This is a genomic window from Klebsiella sp. Ech2A, from assembly GCF_030078455.1.
GTDB classification, from domain to species: Bacteria; Pseudomonadota; Gammaproteobacteria; order Enterobacterales; family Enterobacteriaceae; genus Klebsiella; species Klebsiella terrigena.
This window is the reverse complement of sequence record NZ_JAQGFU010000267.1, coordinates 1-4,716: the sequence shown is the minus strand read 5'-3', so window position 1 is coordinate 4,716 and position 4,716 is coordinate 1. Positions and strand designations below refer to the sequence as shown.

General features: G+C 57.3%; 5 protein-coding genes and 1 pseudogene. 5 read left to right on the top strand and 1 reads right to left on the bottom strand.

What is annotated here, in order from left to right:
* Nucleotides 1-512 (bottom strand): aminotransferase class III-fold pyridoxal phosphate-dependent enzyme (locus PFH44_RS25040; RefSeq protein WP_283826497.1); only part of this gene is annotated, 512 nt, incomplete at its 3' end.
* A 234-nt stretch (nucleotides 513-746) separates the two neighbouring features.
* Here PFH44_RS25040 and PFH44_RS27990 point away from each other — a divergent pair.
* From PFH44_RS27990 to PFH44_RS25020, 5 genes and pseudogenes are all read left to right on the top strand, one after another.
* Nucleotides 747-857 carry a hypothetical protein gene (locus PFH44_RS27990; RefSeq protein ID WP_349632156.1) on the top strand — a complete coding sequence of 37 codons (111 nt, stop codon included), beginning with the start codon at nucleotides 747-749 and terminating at the stop codon, nucleotides 855-857.
* Nucleotides 858-1,039: 182 nt separating this feature from the next.
* Entirely contained in the window at nucleotides 1,040-2,314 is a 1,275-nt protein-coding gene (locus PFH44_RS25035) for a Glu/Leu/Phe/Val family dehydrogenase (protein ID WP_041145285.1), read from the top strand.
* A gap of 174 nt (nucleotides 2,315-2,488) precedes the next feature.
* Nucleotides 2,489-2,920: a MarR family winged helix-turn-helix transcriptional regulator gene (locus PFH44_RS25030; RefSeq protein ID WP_045855151.1), complete on the top strand. Its 432-nt coding sequence runs from the start codon at nucleotides 2,489-2,491 to the stop codon at nucleotides 2,918-2,920.
* Nucleotides 2,920-4,572, top strand: coding sequence for an MFS transporter (locus tag PFH44_RS25025; protein WP_283826496.1), 1,653 nt, complete (start codon nucleotides 2,920-2,922; stop codon nucleotides 4,570-4,572). Before PFH44_RS25030 ends, PFH44_RS25025 begins: the two co-directional genes overlap by 1 nt.
* A gap of 28 nt (nucleotides 4,573-4,600) precedes the next feature.
* Nucleotides 4,601-4,716 (top strand): annotated as a pseudogene (locus PFH44_RS25020) (HlyD family secretion protein); the annotation flags it as partial.

Genomic DNA, 4,716 nt, shown 5'->3' with positions numbered 1-4,716 from the left:
TTATACGGCAGATGGGTAATATCCGGCGGCAGCGGCGCGTAATCGCAGGAGTACTTCGGCTGTCCCCCAACGGAAACGGTAAACAGCGTGCGGCCGTGGAAGGCGTTGTTGAAGGCAATGATTTCGCTTTTATCGGCGCCGAACTCGTCGTGCGCATATTTGCGCGCCAGCTTCAGCGCCGCTTCGTTGGCCTCCGCCCCGGAGTTGCAGAAGAAAACCTTATCGGCAAAGGTGGCGTTAACCAGCGTTTTAGCCAGCTGCAGCACCGGCTCGTTGGTATAGCCGTTGCCGATATGCCACAGGCTGTCGAGCTGCGCCTTTAGCGCCTCCACCAGCGCCGGGTTGCAGTGCCCAAGAGAGTTAACGGCGATACCGCCCGCGAGGTCGATATACTCTTTACCCTGCCGATCCCATACTCGCGAACCCGCCGCTTTCAGCGGAATAAACGGGGCCGGAGCGAAGCAGGGAACCATATAAGAATCAAAATCTTCACGAGTAATACTGCCTGACATAACACTTCTCCGGAACAATGGTTGACAATAATTAAATTTGTCAGTCGTGGATATTTGAAATTAACAATTCCCGGCCGCCGTTTTTATTGCGAGCGAATCCGTTGCGCGGCGGTGAAATTCAGCGCAGGAAATAAAGCCCTTATCAACGCAGGGGTAATTGTTAAGTCACGGTTAACACCTTGTGTATTGCGTGCTCTCATGCTGGGGCCTGTTGTGCCGTAAAGTCAATACGGCATCACGGCATTTATTCACTTTTTGAAGATCATCAAGATAATGAAAAATATGGATAATTTATTTTTATATTCACTAATTTGCATAAAATATGCATATAAATGCATTGCATGAGGTGGCTTTCCAGTGCTTAGTTATTCACTTAAAAAATAAAATTTCTAACAAAAATTTAAAATTCGCCATGGCCGTCAAATACTGCTTTATAAAATTGGTGATATTATTCTTCACACAGAGTTTACTGCTGTACCTATTCCACGGTTTCACACGATATAAATAACATTGAGAACAGGACTCTTATGGAAAAGTTATCTTACGCATCTGAAAGTAGTGCATCTCCATGGACCACCTATCTGCGCCAGATCGACCGCGTAGCGCCTTATCTGGGCGATCTCGCCTACTGGGTGGAAACCCTGCGTCACCCGAAGCGCGCGCTGATCGTCGATATCCCGGTGCAGATGGATGACGGCACCATCCGCCATTTTGAAGGTTATCGCGTACAGCACAATCTTTCGCGTGGCCCGGGTAAAGGTGGTGTTCGCTACCATCCGGACGTTGACCTCAACGAGGTGATGGCGCTTTCTGCCTGGATGACCATTAAGTGCGCGGCGGTCAATATTCCTTACGGCGGCGCGAAAGGCGGCGTTCGCGTTGACCCGTTCAGCCTGTCGGAAGGCGAGCTGGAGCGTCTGACCCGCCGCTACACCAGCGAAATCGGCCTTATCATCGGTCCGCAAAAGGATATCCCGGCGCCGGACGTCGGTACCAACGGCAAAGTGATGGCGTGGATGATGGATACCTACTCCATGAACCACGGCACCACCATCACCGGCGTGGTCACCGGTAAGCCAATCCACCTCGGCGGTTCTCTCGGTCGCGAAAAGGCCACCGGCCGCGGCGTGTTTATCACCGGTCGCGAAGTGGCTGGCCGCTTCGGAATTGAAATTGAGGGCGCGAAAGTTGCGCTGCAGGGCTTTGGTAACGTGGGTAGCGAAGCGGCCCGCCTGTTCTCCGAAGTTGGCGCTCGGGTGGTGGTGATTCAGGACCACACCGCGACGCTGTTCAACGAGGGCGGGATTGATATGGCCGCCCTGACCGCATGGCAGGCGGAGAAGAAGCAGATTGCCGGCTTCCCTGGCGCCCGTGAAATCGATAAAGAAGCCTTCTGGACCACGCCGATGGATATTCTGATCCCGGCGGCGCTGGAGGGTCAGATCACCCGCGAGCGCGCGGAAAAAATCAGCTGCAAGCTGGTGCTGGAAGGCGCGAACGGCCCGACCTACCCTGAGGCCGATGACGTGCTGGCCGAGCGCGGCGTGATCGTGGTGCCGGACGTTATCTGTAACGCCGGCGGCGTGACCGTCAGCTACTTCGAGTGGGTGCAGGATATGGCGAGTTTCTTCTGGAGCGAGGAGGAGATCAACGCCAAAATGGACCGCATCATGACCGATGCGATCGTCCACGTCTGCGAGAAAGCCTCCGAGAAGGAGTGTTCTCTGCGTACCGCGGCCTACATCGTTGCCTGTGAGCGTATTCTGATGGCGCGTAAAGATCGCGGGATCTATCCGGGCTAAGGCTCAACGACGATCGCCACGACAGCCCGGGCCCTGGCCCGGGCTTTTTTTGTCCTTTCACCGCCGCTCCGTACATTTTACGTACAGCCCATTAACAATTTTTCTATTTATCCTTGAATTCGCCAATCCGTCGGGCATAAACTCATTAGAGCTCTAATGACTTTGCGGAAGATTATGGATAACCGACAGCTCACCTTTTCCCATTTACTCTACCTCACCGCCCATCACTGGCGGCTGGCGGTCAACCGCCGGCTCAAGGACCTCGGCATGAGCCAGGCCAGCTGGGTCGCGGTCTCGGCGATTGCCCGCAACGAGCAGCCGCTATCGCAAAGCGAGCTGGCCCAGGAGCTGGGCGTAGAGAGCGCCACCATCGTCCCGCTGATCAACCGGCTGGTGGACCTGGCGCTGGTGGAGCGCGTAAAAACCGACAGCGACCGGCGCAAGCGCCTGCTGGTTGCCACCGACAAAGGCCTTGAACTCTATCTGCAGGTCAAAACGGTGGCCGATGATTTACGCGAAGAGATCCTAAGCGCCATTAGCCCCGAGGAGCGGCAGCAAACCCACCTGGTGCTGGAAAAACTGCTGCGCGAGGTGGAGAAAAAGTAATGCCTCGCCGTTCTGAAAACCCCTACGTGCCCCACGACTGGGCGCCGCATGAAAAGCCGGCGATCCTCGGTTCGCCGTCGACGCCGATTCACTCTACGCCAAAGCGTATCGCCTACGGCATCGTCGGGCTGCTGGTCTGCCTGACCGGCGCACTGGGCAACGCGGTGGTCACCGCCAACCTGCAGAACCTGCAGGGAACCTTCGCCGCCTGGTCAACGGAGATCGCCTGGCTGCCGGCGGTCTACGTTATGACCAACGTCTCAATCAATCTGCTGCTGGTAAAATTTCGCCAGCAGTTCGGCCTGCGCGCCTTTACCGAAGGCTTCCTGGTGCTGTACGTGCTGGTGACCTTTTTCCACCTCTTCGTCAACGATCTCAGCTCGGCCATGATGGTTCGCGCCGCGCACGGCATGGTGGCTGCGGCGCTCAGCTCGCTGGGCATCTATTATCAGGTGCAGGCGTGGCCCGCCCGCCACCGCCTGAAGGCGCTGACCATCGGGATCACCGGCTCGTCGCTGGCGATCCCCCTCGCCCGCCTCTTCTCCACGGAGCTGCTGCAGCTTGACGAATGGCGCGGCCTCTACTTTTTTGAACTGGGGCTGGCGCTGGTCTCACTCGCCTGCGTGATGGTGCTCAAGCTGCGCCCCAGCGATCGGAAGAAGGTGTTCGAGAAAAAGGACTTCATTACCTTTATTCTGCTGGCCCCGGGCATGGCGCTGGTCTGCGCCGTCCTCTCGCTGGGCCGTCTTGACTGGTGGTTTGAGGCCCCGTGGATCGGCTGGGCGCTGGCGGGTGCGGTGGTGCTGATTGTCTCGGCCATCGCCTTCGAGCACAACCGCAGCAACCCGCTGCTCAACACCCACTGGCTCTCCAGCGGCAGTATCCTGCGCCTGGGGTTAATTATGCTGCTGATGCGGATCGTGCTGGCGGAGCAGAACACCGGAGTTATCGGCTGGCTGCAGTACGTCGGGCTCCAGAACGAGCAGATGACCCAGCTGGCGTGGTCGATTTTCGCCGGGATCCTCTGCGGAATTATCGCCAGCTGCCTGACGCTGAACCCGCAGCGGCTCTACTGGCCCACCGCCACCGCGCTGGCGCTGATCATGGTAGCCTCGCTGCTCGACAGCCAGTCGACCATCCTGACGCGTCCCGAGCAGCTGATGTTCAGCCAGTTCCTGCTCGGCTTCGGCAGCGCCTTCTTCCTGGCGCCGGCGATGTTGGCCGGGATCGGTGGAGTCATTGCCGACCAGCGCAACCTGGTGAGCTTTTCGGTTCTATTTGGCATGAGCCAGAATATCGGCGGCCTGCTGGGGTCGGCGATCCTCGGCACCTTTCAGACCTGGCGGGAAAAGTTTCACTCCAGCCAGCTCGCCGACCAGATAACCACGCTGAATCCGCTGATTGCCGAGCGCCTTCAGCAATACAGCCAGATGTATCAAAGCCAGATTGGCGACAGCGCGCTGCTGAACGTTCAGGCCAGCACGCTCCTGCAGAACGCCTCAACGCTGCAGGCCAATATTCTTGCCTACAATGACACCTATCTGCTGACGGCGATGATTTCCGCCGGCACGCTGATATGGGTGTTCTGGCGCCTGATAAGGCTGCGTATTACCGCTCGCATTGCGCTTAAACGCGCGACGGGAAGCAAATAACAAAGATAATTTTTACTCTGGAGTCGTTATGAGTCAGCAGGATGCCGCCAGGCAACAGGCCAATACCCGCAATAATATCCGCGTGGTCTCTATTTTTACCGCCGCCGCCATTGGCCTCGTCGGAGTGCTGGGGATTTTATACCC